This is a genomic window from Candidatus Stygibacter australis, assembly GCA_030765845.1.
GTDB lineage: Bacteria > Cloacimonadota > Cloacimonadia > Cloacimonadales > TCS61 > Stygibacter > Stygibacter australis.
In genome coordinates, this window is the sequence record JAVCDJ010000203.1 from 1 (window position 1) to 17,275 (window position 17,275).

9 protein-coding genes are annotated in these 17,275 nt (G+C 37.4%); 5 read left to right on the forward strand and 4 right to left on the reverse strand.

The genetic code is table 11. The features are described from left to right. Together RAO94_10175 and RAO94_10180 are read right to left on the reverse strand one after the other, a co-directional pair. On the reverse strand, positions 1–262 hold a 262-nt coding region (locus RAO94_10175), incomplete at its 3' end, for a hypothetical protein (protein MDP8322704.1). Positions 263–274: 12 nt separating this feature from the next. Next, a complete protein-coding gene (locus RAO94_10180; GenBank protein MDP8322705.1) occupies positions 275–1,153 on the reverse strand; it encodes a radical SAM protein in 879 nt (292 codons plus the stop codon). Positions 1,154–1,439: 286 nt separating this feature from the next. Between RAO94_10180 and RAO94_10185 the strand changes: the two genes are divergently transcribed. The 3 genes from RAO94_10185 to RAO94_10195 all read left to right on the forward strand — a co-directional run bounded on the left by RAO94_10185 (position 1,440) and on the right by RAO94_10195 (position 4,186). After that, entirely contained in the window at positions 1,440–2,771 is a 1,332-nt protein-coding gene (locus RAO94_10185) for a transposase (GenBank protein ID MDP8322706.1), read from the forward strand. A 117-nt stretch (positions 2,772–2,888) separates the two neighbouring features. After that, positions 2,889–3,710, forward strand: coding sequence for a GNAT family N-acetyltransferase (locus tag RAO94_10190; protein MDP8322707.1), 822 nt, complete (start codon positions 2,889–2,891; stop codon positions 3,708–3,710). A 14-nt stretch (positions 3,711–3,724) separates the two neighbouring features. Next, entirely contained in the window at positions 3,725–4,186 is a 462-nt protein-coding gene (locus RAO94_10195) for a pyridoxamine 5'-phosphate oxidase family protein (GenBank protein MDP8322708.1), read from the forward strand. 16 nt (positions 4,187–4,202) lie between these two features. Here RAO94_10195 and RAO94_10200 read toward each other — a convergent pair whose 3' ends face one another. Further along, positions 4,203–7,127, reverse strand: coding sequence for a PAS domain S-box protein (locus RAO94_10200; protein ID MDP8322709.1), 2,925 nt, complete (start codon positions 7,125–7,127; stop codon positions 4,203–4,205). Then, positions 7,120–7,491, reverse strand: coding sequence for a response regulator (locus RAO94_10205; GenBank protein ID MDP8322710.1), 372 nt, complete (start codon positions 7,489–7,491; stop codon positions 7,120–7,122). Before RAO94_10205 ends, RAO94_10200 begins: the two co-directional genes overlap by 8 nt. Positions 7,492–8,483: 992 nt before the next feature. On the opposite strand from RAO94_10205, the gene RAO94_10210 reads away from it, so the two are divergent. Together RAO94_10210 and RAO94_10215 are read left to right on the forward strand one after the other, a co-directional pair. Continuing rightward, entirely contained in the window at positions 8,484–12,725 is a 4,242-nt protein-coding gene (locus RAO94_10210; protein MDP8322711.1) for a C25 family cysteine peptidase, read from the forward strand. A gap of 163 nt (positions 12,726–12,888) precedes the next feature. After that, positions 12,889–17,160: a C25 family cysteine peptidase gene (locus RAO94_10215; protein MDP8322712.1), complete on the forward strand. Its 4,272-nt coding sequence runs from the start codon at positions 12,889–12,891 to the stop codon at positions 17,158–17,160. Positions 17,161–17,275: the final 115 nt, after the last annotated feature.

The following is a 17,275-nucleotide window of genomic DNA, read 5'->3' on the forward strand; positions in this document are numbered from 1 at the left end:
AGGTGAAGGCTACCTCATACCAGTCTTCACCTTGTCTAACTAATTCCAGGGTTTTCACCCCCGGGGAATATTCTGAGATTTTATCATAATCATATATCAGATCAATCAAAACGCCGGGTTGGCAATTTACGATAAAACTGCCTCGAAATGAACAGCAGGTATCTGCCTGAATGAATTTATAATCAAATTCCTCATCATTGTATGCAGATAGGATTATAGGCAATATTAATGCCAGGATGAGTATTCTAAGGGTTACTTTCACAATAATAAATTATTAAAAATATTTTATGGCATTCATGATTGCTGATGGTTTCAATTTTAATGTCTGATCTATTTCAGCATAACTTAGATACCCGCAATTCTTACATAGTTCAGGGTTTCCGGGAAATCTGCAGCATTGATATATTTTACCTTCCTCATATACACGACAAATATCTAATGGTCTTTTCCAGTCATTTCTAAGAGCTGATTTCAAACCTGCCTGTGAATTTAAGATTTTATACTTCTTTTTATATTTCAATAAGTTCATCAATATTTGGTTTCTTTCCTCATGATCTATATATAAATCATCTAATCCATAATATGGTGTATGAAAATAGAAAAAGATGCCCTGAATTTGTTTAATACTATCTATAAATTTGCAGAAATCCTCTATTTCAGTTTTATTAATATTATTTATCGTGAAATTGATATACAGGGAAGAATGACTTGATTCCTGCACATTTTTTATTATCCTGTCAAATGATTCACCACGTAAGTAATCATGAGTTTTTTGCAAACCATCTATGCTGACAAAAACAGTAGTTGCCGAGGTCTGTAAGGGAAAGGTGCCATTAGTATAGATAATCGTGGTAAAAAAGCCCTTTTTTCGAGAATATTCGATAATATCTTCCAGACTGTAATCCTTATCATGCCAGACAAAAGGTTCGCCACCTTGAATATAGAGTGTCCGCCCTCCTTCATCATAAAAGGAATCAATTGCCCTCATTACTTCAGTAAAACTGAGACTTTTTTCACCTCGGTCTGGTATCCGGCATTGACGACATCGCAGATTACAATTATTAGTTACCACTAAACCACAAATAAGAGGAGTATGTTTGTTAAAGATTAGATGATCAATTATATATTTAGTGCCGTAAAACAGGTATCCCATGATTAGCCTCCCTAATTTATAAAAAATTATATGCAATAAATCTTTACATTTATCTCTATTGAACTTCAATATAAATATCTTCAGGAATATTTTCTGTCAATATAAAAACTTGTAACAATTACTCACATGTCAATTTTGTAATAACACTCATCCCCCCGAAATTAAAATATACTGAACAAAATTAGAGTAAAATAAATATGTAACAAATAGCATAATATACTTGTATAAAAACATAGCTCCTAATAATATGACATCGACTAAAATAAAATATATAAGGAGCTATGCCATGAACATAGTTAAAGAAAAAGAAGTTAAGAAAATTTTGCAAGGAAAATTATATAATCTGACTTATTATTTAGGTAACAATATGTCTAAACCTCTTACAACATTCATACGACAATCTATTACAGGGATTATTAAATCAAAAGGTTGCATTTTAAGACAAATTGCCATTGAGTTAAAAGAAGATATTACTATCAAAAAAACTACAGAAAGACTAAGAAACCATCTGTCAAAACCGGAATTAACTACTCAACTTCGAAGCAGATTATTGGAAAAAGCAGCTCGAAAACTAAACAATGATTCCATTATTGTAATGGATGATAGTGACATAATAAAATCAAGTGCTACTGAGATGGAAGGGTTAACTTACATTAGAGATGGAAGCGGTGAGCACAAAAATGGATTCGGATACAAATTGATCAATGTTGCTGCCGTCAATTCCAGTGAAGAAACCGGGTGTGAAATAATTCCCATGATGTCTGAATTATATAGTGATGATATTGAGATAGATAGTTGCAAAAATATTCTCTTTGATCAAATCAATGAAATACAAATAGCTTCTGGCAACAAGGGAATATATACCTGTGACCGTTATTATGATGATAAAAAGTTATTTAAAGAGTTATCTGATAATGATGCGGATTTTATTATCAGAGCTAAGAAAAACAGGAAACTGATATATCAGTGTAAACCTATAGACTTTATTGATTTAGCAAAGACAGTAAATCTTGATGTAAGTGTGAAATCCAATGATGGTACAGAATTAGAGGTAGGAGCAATTAGAGTAGAAATTCCTGTTGATCCGCATCCTCGTAAAAAACCGAACACAGTGAGTGTATGGCTGATTGTCGGAAGGTATGTTAAGAAACCTCAAAAAAGAAATAAACGAGAATTTGACAGTGCCGATAAAGGAGGTTATTTCTATCTTTATGCAAGTGTCAGACATCTTAATGATGATAGAGATGAAATCATATTTAAGGGATTAAGTGGTTATAGATTACGCTGGAAAATTGAGGAATTTCACAGACATGTTAAGCAAGATTTTGGTTGGGAAAAGATGCAGTTGATGGACTACACAAGATTAAAAAACATGAATTTATTGTTATTGGCAGCACTGTTTCTTATTTATAGTATGTATGATTTGAGAATGACTTTGTTTAGAATATTTCCAAGATTTATGTGTGACAGGAAACGAGATATGAAGAAGATAGTTTTCATATATTATCGTATTACCAAAGTTGTGAATTATTTATTTAGTAACTGGAAACTAATGGTTAGGAAAAAGTATAAGGGATACTATGCTGAATATTTACAAATGAGGATAAAATTCAAATGAAAAACGGGGGGATGCCAGATTTTGTAATAAATATTGACAACAATCAGTAATGAATTAATTAAATATATTAACGCAAAGGAAGAAACTGAAATTATGGATGAATATTGCATTAGGAGAATGAATCGCAGGGAGCTGGATATTGCTCTGAACTGGGCAGCAGAGGAAGGTTGGAATCCTGGGATTTATGATGGTAATTGTTTTTTTGCCGCAGATGCGGGTGGATTTCTTGCCGGATTTCTGGGAGATAAGATGATTGCCAGTATATCGGCAGTTAAATATGGAAAATCCTTTAGTTTCATTGGATTTTATATAGTTCATCCTGAATATCGCGATCAAGGCTTTGGTGTGAAAATCTGGAAAGCTGGACTTGCTGACTTAGCAGGAAGAACTGCTGGTTTGGATGGAGTGGTTTCTCAGATTGCAAATTATCAGAAATCTGGTTTTGTGCTGGCTCATAATAATATCCGGTATCAGGGAATATCCCAAAAAGAATCATCATCCTGTCCAGGAATGAAGCTTCTGGCAGAAATTCCCTTTAAGACTGTGCGTGAATATGATCGTAGATATTTTCCTGAAAAACGGCAATCATTTTTGCAAAATTGGATCAGTCAGCCCGGAACTATTGCCCTGGGAGTAATTCAACAGGATAAATTATCAGGTTATGGCTGTATCCGTCCCTGCCGGAAAGGATATAAGGTGGGGCCATTATTTGCAGAAAAATATGAGGTAGCAGAGTATTTATTGAGTACATTACAGTCAGCGATCCCATCTGGAACGGAGTTCTTTCTTGATATTCCGGCACCCAATACCTCAGCCAGGATTTTAGTGGAGAAATATCAAATGAAACCTGTCTTTGAGACGGCGAGGATGTTTTTGGGTAAATATCCTGAATTGTCATTATCAAAAATTTATGGTATTACCAGCTTTGAATTAGGTTAAATAAGGGAGAGAAAATGCGTGAATTACGAAGAAAAGACCGCTTAATAAATGAGCAGTCAGCAAACAAGATATTAGTAGAAGGAGAATATGGTGTATTATCTACAGTTGATGAACATGGCCAGCCTTATGGTGTGCCTTTGAATTATGCTTATCAGGATAGATGTATCTATTTTCATGCTGCTCACATGGGTCACAAGATTGATAATATTGCCTATAATGATCGAGTTTCTTTTTGCGTAGTGGGCAAAACAAAGGTAATCCAGTCAGAATTTACCACAAAATATGAAAGCGTGATCTGTTTTGGTAAAGCAGGAATCGTGGAAGGAGAAGAAAAGAAAAAGGGTTTAATGGGGCTGATAGAAAAATATTCCCCTGATTATCTGAACGCTGGCCTGAAAGCTATTGAGAAAAGTCTTAAAAATGTGGCAGTGATCAAGTTAGAAATAGAATATATATCAGGTAAGGCAAGCAAATAGTCAGTAATTTATCAAATTACACTTTACGCAGGTTAATAACGAATATCGTACCTTGAGGTTGATTTGATTTCACAGAGATATTTCCCTCAAATTCCTCAATTGTTTTCTGAACGATATATAATCCAATACCAGTATGACCAGTTTTGCCGTAATGATATCCTTTTTCAAAGATTTTGGGCATAACTTCCAGCGGTATGCCCACGCCATTATCAGTAAAAGTTATCTGGCAAAATTCATCTTCTTCCGATATCTCTATTTTGATCTCATCCGCCTTTCCATGTATTACGGCATTACTGATAAGATTATCAAAAACTGAATACATTGCCTCGTCAGCTTGAACATTTTTCTTTTGATCACCAGAAATAATGATTTTGATCTCAGGATGGTTAACTGTAATCTCATCAATCACCATTTTAAGATCAATTTTCTCCTGGAATTTTACATTTTCAAGATTCACTGTCTGTTTCTGCTGGTTTCTGATAGTATTAATGCATCTGTTGACAACTCTACGCATTTCTGTCAGTAGATGATCCTGCGGTTTATCTAGATAAAGTTCCAGAGCACTATCAATTACTGCCAGATCATTGGCAATATCATGTCTGAGGATAGAATTCATTATTCGTAACCGCTCATGTGCGATCTTTAGTTGCTCCTGTGCTTTCTGGCGTTCAGTCACATCTCTGACGGCTGCAATCCGTATATTTTCTCCGGTGTTTTTTACGTTCTTTGATTCCAGCTCCGCTATGAAAGGTGAACCATCTTTACGGATAGCTGTTACCAGATAAGGCTTTACTTCCTGCTTCTTGGCGATATTATAGATGATTTTGGCTTTATCTTTCATTTTGGGAATATAATCAAGCAGATATTTACCTATACACTCTTCTCGGGAGTAACCGCTAATTTTCAAAAAAGAGTCATTGGCATCAATTATTGTCCCCTTTTTATGGACAACAATACCTTCAAAGGTGGCTTTTGTGAGAAATTTAAATCTTTCTTCACTTTCTTTAAGTTTTCTTTCAGCGTTTTTCCTGGCTGTGATATCCTGAACAGTTATTATACCCGCCTGTTTATCATTATAAGTCGTGGAAGTTCCACTGAGCCAGACCCATTTTTCATTACCGGATTTTGTGATGATCTTAAATTCATAACTATTGATAGTATCCAGACTCTTTTGTCTTCTTATTCCGATAGATTTCACTTTTTCCTGATAATCAGGGTGTACAAAATCCCAAAACCTCATCTGCATTAATTCCTGATTTGAATAACCGGAAATAAGGGATGCAGCTTTATTCGCATAAACCCATTTATCATTTTGATAGATCATTATTGCCATGGGAGAAGTCTCTGAGATAATGCGGAATTTTTCTTCACTCTCGTGGGTAGATGGAATAACCTCACTTCGTTCCTGGACATTGATCCTTGTTCCTGAATGTTCATCACTGTAAGAGATTTTCCACTTTAACCCCCCATCAGATTCATATGTTAATTCTCCCTGCAATTGAAATTCCACTATAGCATAAGCTGTTCTTATACCCATGGAATTCAAAGCCAATAAATCCTTATCAGGGTCAATTCCTACCCCATTATCGCTAATTTCCAGAACAACCAGGTTATTTTCATCGCGATCGAGTTTAATTTTTATTATTCCATCTTTCATCCCGATAAAGGCATGCTTAAAGGCATTGGTAATTAGTTCCGCTAGAACGAGTCCTAATGGAACAGCAGAATCAATGGAAACTTTCACTGAGACAAGATCAAGCTCAATTCGATAATTATTTTCTTTAGTATAAATATTCATCATGTGCTCAGAAAATTCTTTGATGTAGTCCTGCAAATCTATTGAAGAGAGATCCTTTTCCTCATAAAGTTTCTGATGTACCAGTGACATGGAATATATCTTATCTGCAATTTCCTGATTTAATTTGATTATATCCTCGTTCTCAGAAAATTCTGCTGACATTATCAACATCGCTTCAATTATCTGCATATTGTTTTTGGTTCTATGGTAAAGTTCTCGCAATAAGCTTTCTTTTTCTCTTAAACTGCCAACTATCTTCTGCTCAGCCTGTTTATGCTTAATAGCCAATGCCACTTCTTCAGAAACAAAATTGAGTAGTTCCATATCTTCTTCAGAATAGCAATGTTCATCATGATAACACTGCACTGAGATAACTCCAATAACGGAATTATCTATTTTTAGCGGAACTCCAAGCCATAATTTGGGCAGCTTTCCAGTCAGCTTGATAATACCCTTGCTCTCCATGTTTTTCAGTTCATTTTGATTGACCAGCTTTGCTTTACCCGTTTCAATCACGTACTGTGTTATACCTTTCGAATCAAAATACTCCATTGGCTGAGGTTTTTGCTCAAGTTCACTTACAAAATAGGGAAATGCTATCTTTTTGGTTTGTTCATCAATTAGTGCAATATAGAAATTTTTTACATTTACGACTTCACTTAATAACCAGCGGATCCTCTTGAAAAGTTCATCTAGGTCATCTGCCTGGTTGATTGCACTTGAGATATTATAAAGCACCTGCTGTTTAATTTCTGATTTGCGCCTTTCAGTAATTTCTGTCAGCGAGCCGGAGATATATTTAACTACACCATCTTCTAAAATTGGGGTTTCATTTACTTCTACCCGGATTTTTTTCCCGACTTTTGTTATCAATTCAAGTTCATAAACCGGTTGTGTTTCGCCTGTTCTTATAGCTTTCATGGTATTCTCAAATCCAATTTCATTAATGGGATTATCAGTCACTAATTCTGTCCAAATGACCAATGCTTCTTCTTGAGTATATCCTAGCATTTTTTCTACCTGTGGGCTTAAATAAACTATCTGATGATCAGCAGTGTGAATATAGAACATATTTATGCTGTGCTTAATCAGCCATTCATGATCAATGCCATAATTTTGCTGAAATTGAAGTTTATCAGTCATCTAAGTTATTTATCGCTGTTAATAGTTCGTAAAGATTTACAGGTTTAAAAAAATATCCAAGTGGATTTAATTTCATTGCTCTATTTTTATATTCTTCATCAGAATACCCGGTAATAAAAATAATAGGTATATATTGAGATTCAATGATTTTCTCTGCAGCATCAAGACCATTTATATCTCCCTTAAGATTTATATCCATGATGATTAGATCAGGGTGGCACTCGAGGGCTTTATCGATTGCTTCTCTGCCGGTAGTCACATATCCCAGAACATCATATCCTTTGGAGCGAAAATAGATCTCAAGCCTCATGGCAATGATGATCTCATCTTCCACTATCAATAATTTTCGTTTATCTTTTGACATTACAATCTCCTATACTCTACTACCCATAATGTAATGAATTTTTAATAATATTGTCAATAAATAATGTCACAAGTGGCAATGTGCACCAGCCAAAACCTTGCGAATGGTCGATAGACCTCCGCAATGGTTGATCAGAGGTCAGAGTTTTTTAAATCTATAGTATTATGCAATTTAGAAAATAATTATCTTGCTCATATCGGTCAATCATTGCGGAGGTTTGCAACCATCCGCAAGGTCTTAGCAAGGTCAATTTCCCAATATTGACAAATTTGATGCATATGCCCATAAAAATTATGGGCACATAATATTTAAGTGATTATAGTTTGAACGATTTCAACCCCCTTTTTTTTCCAGGTTTTAATATTAGGTTTTCTGATTTATGTCCTGCAAAATGCTACTATTGAAAAAGTATATTTGATAATTATGTCAAGCATTGAGTGTACATCAGCTTTAATTAATGATTATCATTCATTTTTTATTCAGAAATAAAACCCTTAGTAAAACAGGCTCTGGGATCAATTGAGAAGACTCATGAATTTTGTCCTGAATTATACACTTGTTTACTTTAAATATTTCCCATTTCTACCATTATCATAAATAGATCAGTTGTTTTATTTGACTCATATTTAAGGCTTTTTCAGCTAATTTATTGATATATATTAAATTACGTGATATTAATGCCCTAAATAACCACCCTGTACCCTCCCTGTGGGTTACCTGTGGGTTACAAGTGTATCATTTCCCAAATTAGCCTCGTAATCCAGTACAGATGATCTCATATTATATTACAACGTTTTTACTCATAATCAGTTAATTATTTAATGTTCACTTCTTTGAGATCAAATCCAGCTCTTCTGCCTTTTTGGTAATTGTTACATAGCTAAATTAATAAATTTTATCTTGATAACACCCACTGTAGATGTAGATATTTTTGTCTGGCATGGAAATTGCTTTATACTATATGAATAAGCTGTAAATGAAAAGGAGTATATATGAAGAATGGAATTGTTATCTTAATAGTAGCACTGTTTAGTGTTTTTCTTTTTGGTGGTAATGTAGAGTATTCCGTGTCAATGGAATATCCAGAACTTAATATGAATGGAGATGTTCTGGAGATAAATTATAATGATTGTATAGAAATCGGATTAGAGGGAGAGCCATCGCTTCCCTGGAAAGGGATAGATATACTTCTTCCGCAGGATGAGGAAGTTACTAGTGTAAACATTGTGGACATACAATATTATCCAATGGAAGAGAGTGGAGTTATAGCACCGGCAGTTCGTCCTTTCCCGATCAGTCAGCCAGCACCTGCAGATTATCAGGCAGTACCTGATCCCGAAATTTATGAAAGAGACAGCGTATTTCCCCAGCGGAGTATTAGCGATGCCTATACAGGATATTTATCCGGTCATGGTATTGCATCCTTACAGTTTTGTCCTGTAGAATATAATCCGGTTCGCGGAAGTGTGAGATTTATAAAATCCGTTACTATTGATCTGGAAACGCAATATAGTAACAGAGCCCAGGATGTGGAAGCAAATTTGAAGATAAATCCTGCAATAGTAAAGAGAATAGAGAAAATAGTTGATAACGCTGAGGCATTATCAAGCTACAATTATACAGAAAATGGCGGAAGACTGATAGATTATGATATGCTTTTGATCACTAATTCAGAATTAGAGCCTTATTTTCAGGATTATGTAGATTTCAAGAAATCAACGGGATTTTCAGTGGCAGTAGAGCTTGTGGATGATATCTATAGTAATTATACAGGAATCGATGAGGCAGCACAGGTGAGAAGCTGCATCATATCATATTATCAAAGCTATGATATCCAATATGTGATCCTGGCAGGAGATGCCGGAAATCCTAATGAAACAGCGATAGTACCTCACAGGGGCTTTTCAGTCGATGATGATCCATCCTTGCCTTCAGATATGTATTTCTCTAATTTAGACGGCACCTGGGATAATGACGGAGATGGTTACTGGGGAGAACAGAATGAAATAGATCCTTATGCAGAGCTGGCAATTGGCAGGATTTGTGTAGATAGTGCCACCGAAGTTAGTAATGCCACAAATAAGCTGATCTCTTATCAAAACAGTCCAGTAATAGAAGATATTGAAAAGGCTGTCATGGTGGGAGAATCATTAAATGATAATCCACAAACCTGGGGCGGAAATTATAAAGACCAGATAGCTGATGGTGGATATTATGATGGTTACAGTACAACCGGGATCAGTGATAATTTCAATGTGAATTATTTTTATGAAAGAGATATGAACTGGAATAAATATGATCTTTTTGATGAATTTTCTGATGTGGGAATTAATCTCTTGAACCATTTAGGTCATTCCAGCAACACATATAACATGAAAATGGATAATGGTGATCTCACAGAGGGCAATTTTACAAATAACGGTTTAACCCGCGGTTTTGTGATTGGATATTCACAGGGATGTTATAACGGTTCATTTGATAACTGGCATTATAATGGATATTATACTGATGATTGCTTCGCAGAGAAATTTTCTGGTGGAATATCAAGTGGTGAAGTTGCCAGTATTTCCAATTCCCGTTACGGATGGTATATGCCCGGAGGAACAAATAGTTCATCACAATATTATGACCGATTGTTCTTTGATGGTATTTTTGGAGAAGAAGTCAGTGAAATTGGATTGGTGAACCAGTATTCTCATGAATATAATGCGAGTATGATGCAAAATAATAGTAATATGCGCTGGGTATGTTATGAAACTAATCTTTTTGGAGATCCATCGATGGACATCTGGACAGCAGAACCGGAAGATATGATAGTCAATCATCCTGTAACACTGCCTATAGGAATAGATCAGATCCAGATAACATCTGATACTGAAAATGCCAGAATAGCATTAGTTCAAGATGGTGAATTAATTGGTAGAGGAATTACGGATGCCGCAGGTACTGCAAATATTGAAACTTTTGAGCCCATCAGTTCACCTGGACTGATCAGTGTATCTGCAATAGCTCATAATAAGAACCGTTTTCAGGGAAATATTGTGATCGCTACAGACCAGGCATATATCGTTATGCAAGCACTTGAGATTGATGATGTGGCAGGAAATGACAATGGACTTCTGGATTATGGAGAGACGGTAAATCTGGATCTTAGTCTGAATAATGTCGGTAATCAGGCAGCCGAAGGTGTTACTGCAACAATTACAACTTTTAGTCAGTATTTGAATATTGTAGATGGAACTGTAGATTGTGGTGATATTAATGGAGAAAGCATAATTGAACTGATTGGAGCCTTTTGTGTAGAAATATCTGATGATATAGTTGACCAGCAGACTGCAATCATTATGCTCGAAATTACTGATTCAAATGATGGCTCCTGGACATCCAATTTCACTCTGACCATGAATGCTCCTATTATGCAAAGCGGTTATGCCCAGATCGATGACAGCACTGGAAATAATGATGGTGTGCTGGATGCTGGTGAAACCGTGATACTCTCATTCCCAACTATGAATACAGGACATGCTGCAACTGGTGAAGTTGAAGCAATCCTGCTGAGTTTTGATCCCTGGGTAAATGTTGATGTGATGACTGATTATCTGGACCCAATCGCTCCAGGTGGTGAAGCAATTGCAGAATTTACAGTGACCATTGATGAAGATACTCCTGAAGGAACCAGCGTTAGCTTTAATTACAATGCTACCTCTGGTAATTATCTCACAACTGCTGATTATAGTTATACCGTAGGATTGGTACTGGAAGATTTTGAGTCTCAGACTTTTGATACCTATGACTGGGAATTTAACGGTCAGGAATGGACGATAGATAATTATGCCTATATGGGACAATATAGTGCCCGTTCAGCTTCTATCGGTGATAACACATCCACCTCGATGTTAATTGAGACCTGGATTCGTGTAGATGGTGAAATCTCATTTTATAAAAAAGTTTCCTGTGAACAGGATCCTTCAAATCATAATTTTGACTGGCTGGCATTTTATATCGATGGCGTTCAGATGGATAGATGGGATGGAGAAGATCCCTGGAGTCTGGAAACCTATGATGTAGATCAGGGACTCCATACATTTGAATGGCGTTACCGCAAAGATCAGGGTGTTTCAAGCGGTTCTGATGCCGGCTGGATTGATTATATTGTATTCCCACCAATGGGACCTCCACCAGCACCTGAATTGCTGATAGACGTGACAGAATTGAATATTGAACTTATGCCCGACAGTGAGACCAGTGAAGAGATAGGGCTGGAAAATCTGGGAGTAGGTGACATCAATTATTCAGTTCAGGTAATAGAAACCGGAACTGCTATGAGGGATTTAACCGGCAGCGGCATTAGCTGTAATGTAGATAATTATACTCCAGGTGAGACAACCGGTTGGGTATTTGAATTGTCAAATCAATCCAATGATAATGAAGCTATCATTGATGTATATCTTGATTTTCCTGAAGGTATCACAGTAAATATCTCCACAGGCTTTTATGGTGGCAGTAATCCTTTAATGCCTGACAATATTTCTGGTAATGGAGTGGAAATACACTGGACAAGTGATGGTGGTTTATTAGCCGGTGAAGATGCAACTGCCGGAGTGAATGTTACAATAGATTCTGATTATACCGGAGAAGTTCAACTTGATTATGAATTAATGGGAAACGATGGCAGTGTGGAATCTGGAACTATTTATCTCTTCAGCCTGGGAATTGGCTGGTGTAATCTGTCACATAATACAGGCACGATAGGCACGTTTGGCAACGATGAGTTTGATGTGTATTTTAATAGTGCCGGATTAAGTGCTGGAGATTATACAGCAGATATTTTGATCAGTGATGAACGTACTACGTTTACTATTCCCGTAGTTTTAACTGTGGTAAATACTCCCGTTACTGATGATTATCTACCAACAACAACAGAATTGATTGGTGCATATCCTAATCCTTTCAATCCTGAAACGAATATAAAGTTCAACCTGGCACAAAGTTGTAATATTATACTTGACATCTTTAATATTAAAGGTCAGTTAGTCACCAGGTTAGCAAAAGGTAATTATAGTGCTGGCGAACATGTGGTTCGCTGGGATGGAAAAGATAATAGTGGTCGTGCAGCATCGAGCGGAATTTATTTCTGCCGATTTAATGCCCGAGGAGTGTCTGGCAGACCTGAAGGAAACGAGGGTATGCCGGAAGATTACACGACCGTAAAAAAGATCGCCCTGATGAAATAATTCGGGGTTGTTACCAGCACCCGGGCAGCCCCGCCCGGGCCTCCTCCTCTAAAAAGGGTCCCCATCCGGGGACCTTCTTTTTTTGTTCAAAAATGTAATATTTGACAATATGACCACATTTGAGATAAATCAAATCTGAAATAAAAGGAGAAAAAAATAGATTATGTTAAAAGTGAAAATTTTTGTGATAGTAGTGTTATCAATTATGACCTTAATGGGTTCTATTGAAAAAGGTAGTTCTTCATCAGCAAATTTAAACTTAACCTTCACATCAGAAGATTATAAATTGCTGGAGATCAATTATAATGGCAAAGAATTCACCAAAATAATTGCACCAGGAATAGAGAGTCTGCAGCCTGGAGCTCCTGATCTGCCCACTCAAGCCGTATGGATAGCAATACCTGCAGGCAAACAGGCGGTACTAAGAGCAACAAGTATGGACACCGAAACAGTTCAGATAAGCAATCTGGCACCTGTCCCTCAGCCTGCACCTGAAACTAAAGGTGCACCGGAACCACAATATCTGATTGATGATACTATTTATGAAAGAGGTGAAATATTTCCTGCAGAACTGGCAGCATTAGAAAAGGAAAGTGATTATCGAGGTCAGAGCTGTGCTATTGTGCGCTTTTATCCCTATCAATACAATCCAGTAAGTGGGGAACTGTTGATTCATCACAGGATCGAGCTGGAAATCTCATTTACCGGAAGCGAAACAGGGATCATGGGTAACATGTATAACTCCCGGATGGAAGACTTCATTTCCAATAATATGATCAATGGTGCAGAAATACTTGCTGATATAGAAATTATAGAAAATAGAGACTGGCGTAATGAAGGCTGCGATTTGCTGGTTATCTGTCCTGGGATATTTATAGACCAGGCAAATGAGCTTGCTGACTGGAAAGCCCGGAAGGGGATAGCAACTGAAGTAGTAAGTACTGCTGTAGCGGGAGAAACCTGCTATGGTATTGGGAATTTCATTAATCAATATTGCGAAACAAGTGATATTTGTCCGCAGTCAATCATGCTTTTTGGTGATGCGGAATTTATTCCTCCCTGGTATGTACATGAATTTCCCGGTGAAGGCATGGTGGGCACAGATATCTATTATGCTGACCTGGAAATTGAATTTGACTATCTGCTGGATTTCAGTTTTGGCAGACTGCCAGTGGATACTGTAGAAGATGCTCAGCGAGCAGTAGATAGAATAATTGCTTATGAACAATTCCCACCCACAGACCCGCAATACTATCAAACAGCCTTAATTGCCGGTGCATTTCAGGATGGTGCCTCTGAACCTCCAGACACTTATGCCAACCGCAGATTTGCCAAAACTTCTGAAGATATCAGAAATTTCCTGGATCAGGAAGGGTACGACCCCCAGAGGGTTTATACCGAATATAATGGATATAACAATAGCGAGATATTTCCTACTTACTGGAATCAAAACACCTATATTTTTGAGAATGACACTCCTGGTGGAGAACTTCCAGAAGAACTTCAGAAACCACAATTCCCCTGGAACGGTACTGATAATGATGTGCAGACTATCTTGAATAATGGCTGCTTTCTGCTTACTCACCGTGATCATGGAGGTCGAACAGGCTGGGGAGAACCAAATTACAATAGCAATGATGTGATGCAGCTTGTCAATGGAGCAGAATTACCGATAATATGGTCGATTAATTGCCTTACCGGATATTTTGATAATGAAACCGATGATAATAGCGGCACAGGAATTACAGATGAGTGCTTTGTAGAGCAATGGTTCCGCAATCCTGATGGTGGAGCAGTGGGAGCAGTGGGTTCTACACGCATCAGTTATTCAGGCAATAATGACCGTTTTGTCTGGGGTATGATGGATGCCATCTGGCCCACCTTCCTGGAATGGTGCGGAGCAGATTATCCCGCTAATAATGCCGTCTATCAAATGGGTGATGTAGTGAATTATGGCAAAACATATCTAAGTTTAAATTGCACATTTGAAGATTATCTGTTTATTTCATTTGAGGAATTTGAATGGTTTGGTGATCCCACCATGGAAATATGGGTACAACAACCCCAGCAGATAATTGCCACCCACGATGCTTCTCTGGAATATGGTGAAGATGAATTCATCGTGAATGCCGGAATGCCAGGAGCAGTGTGCACTCTTTGGGATGGAACTCAGGTGATAACAGAAGCGTTCAGTGGACTGGATAATCTGGCAAATCTGTCTTTGAGTGAATATGATTATATTGATGAGCTGATATTAACCGTGTCAGCAAGTCAATATATACCCTATACTGCTGATATAGAGCTTATGGCTCCCCAGTCAGGATTTCTGGAACTTACAAGCCTGATCCTTGATGATGCAGCCGGAAATGGTGATGGCATGGCTGATTATAGTGAAACGATATCATTAGGCATGAACTTGAATAATATTGGCAATGAAGCTCTTGGCAATTTCGATCTGAATCTAAGTTGTGAGAGTGAATACATAACATTAATAAATGACAATTATGAATTTGAGGGTACAATTGAACCACAGCAAAATCAGCAGATAATGGCTGCTTTCCAGATCAGCATCGCTGATTATTGTCCTGATGGCGAGATAGTAACATTGCAATTTGATTCAGGCAGCAACCAATTCAGTGAAGATATCATACTCCATGCACCTCAACTACTGTCAGGATATTTCAGGATTGATGATATTGCTGGAAATGATAATAATGTAGCTGACCCTGGAGAAGAATTAATTTTGAGCCTGAATATTCAGAATACAGGCAGTTCAGCAATTGAAAACGTATCTGTTTTATTACTTAGCTATAACCCCAGTCTGATAATTTCACCCGCTGAGATCATGATTGATAACCTGTCCGAAGAGCAGATAGTACAGTTTACGGGGACAGTATCAGAAACTGCTCCTATAGGCACTGAATATCAGTTGCAGGTTTTTGTCTATAGTGGTGAATATAATTATGATCTGATAATGAGTGGCGTGTTTGGATATGCAATAGAAGATTTTGAATCAGCAGATTTTTCCCTTTTCAACTGGCAAATGAGTGGAGATGAAAACTGGATAATAGATACTGAAGCTGCAAGTGGGAATTATTCAGCCAGAACTGATCTGATGGGTGTGAATAGTTACGCCAGATTAAGTATTTCAGGGTTTTTATCAGAAGATGGAGTAATTGGTTTTTACCGCAAATTATATGCCAACATCGAGATCCCCAATAATAATGGTGGAGTATTGACTTTTTATATTGATGATGAGGAAATAGACAACTGGGGTGGAAATTCCGACTGGCAGTTTGTCCAGTTTGAGGTAGATGCCGGTCCTCATGAATTTATCTGGGAGTTTGAAAAAGATAATGATCCCACTGATGGAACTGATGGTGCCTGGCTGGATAGAATTGAATTCCCTTCCATGATCGAGCCTCCTCCTCCTGAATTAACTCTTGATCTGCAGGAAATAGTACTGGAAATCCCTGCTGATACGGTTCAGGAAAGCTATTTCAATATTTCAAACAGCGGCGCTGGTCAACTTGAATATTTAATATTTTTTGAGAATGATGAACGAGAACTTACTGGTTCACACTTAAGCTTAAGTTCTTATAGCTATACCCCGGGTCAAAGTTTAGGTTGGTTATTAACTTTGGAAAATAATGGTATTGAAATGGAAGGGATCACTGATTTATTTATTAGTTTCCCTGAACAGATACATGTAAATATCGCTACTCCGTTAAATGGTGGTTCTGGTGGCGGTTTGGTGCCTGATGGAGGCACTGGCAGCGGTATCACTCTTAACTGGCATGGTGAAACCGAAGAAGGATTTGGAGTTCTGCTGCCCGGAGAAACTGGCGTAGGGGCAGTGAATATAACTTTTGCTGAGGATGCTCCGCTTTCTCTTATCCTGAATGCCCAGATAATTGGTGATCAGAGCTCTGAGATCGATCAGCAAATAGAAGTGGGTAATCTTGCTAATGAATGGCTTACGATGGATCACAATCAGGGAGTACTGGGCTATCAGGAAATTGCTCAAATAGGTTTAATGATTGATACCGCTGATATGAATGAGGGTAATTATACTAAGAATCTGAGGATAATAGATAATATGGGAACAGAAACCTTGCTACCGATATTATTAACGGTAACTGCCTCAGATGAAGAACCTGACAATATTACCACAGTCACCGCACTGCAGAATATCTATCCCAATCCCTTCAATCCCCTGACCACGATCAGCTTCAGCCTGAAAGAGGAACAAAAGGTCAATATTTCAGTATATAACATAAAGGGTCAGAAAGTAGCCGTTCTGCTGAATGAAACGCGTCAGCCCGGAAAACACGCCATCCAATGGGAAGCTGATGAATATTCTTCAGGAGTTTATTTCCTCCAGATGAAAACTGTAAATTACCAGAAAATTTCCAAACTTCTCCTGCTTAAATAGTATTCCTCCTCTGATTATTAGGAAATGTCTTAGAGTAGCAACATAGCACGTACTCACATTTTAATGTCACTACGTGCTATGTTGCTTCTCCTTCAGGATACTTTGATGGCTAAAT